The 231-nt window shown below is 51.5% G+C and carries 1 protein-coding gene; it reads left to right on the top strand.

Annotated elements, in window-relative coordinates; translation table 11 throughout:
* The coding region (locus tag Afil_RS11015; RefSeq protein ID WP_230268574.1) for a transposase at positions 1-231 on the top strand (231 nt) is incomplete at both ends.

Here is a 231-nt window from a genome sequence, read left to right as displayed (position 1 = left end):
GTGATCGCCTTGGTACATTCGAACCGCAGGCTGTTCCTAAAGGCAGCCGGGATATTTCCGATATCGAGGACAAGATCCTGCGTATGTATGGGCAGGGTATGTCACAGCGCGACATCTCCGACATCATCCAGGATATCTATGGCTTCCCGGTCTCTGCGGATACGATTTCAAACATCACTGATCGTGTCTATCCGGTTGTTGATGAGTGGCGTCATCGTCCCCTGAAGAAGT

This window comes from Allobaculum fili, from assembly GCF_020969955.1.
GTDB classification, from domain to species: Bacteria; Bacillota_I; Bacilli_A; order Erysipelotrichales; family Erysipelotrichaceae; genus Allobaculum; species Allobaculum fili.
The sequence above is the reverse complement of the archived record's forward strand: the minus strand, read 5'-3'. Positions and strand labels throughout refer to the sequence as shown.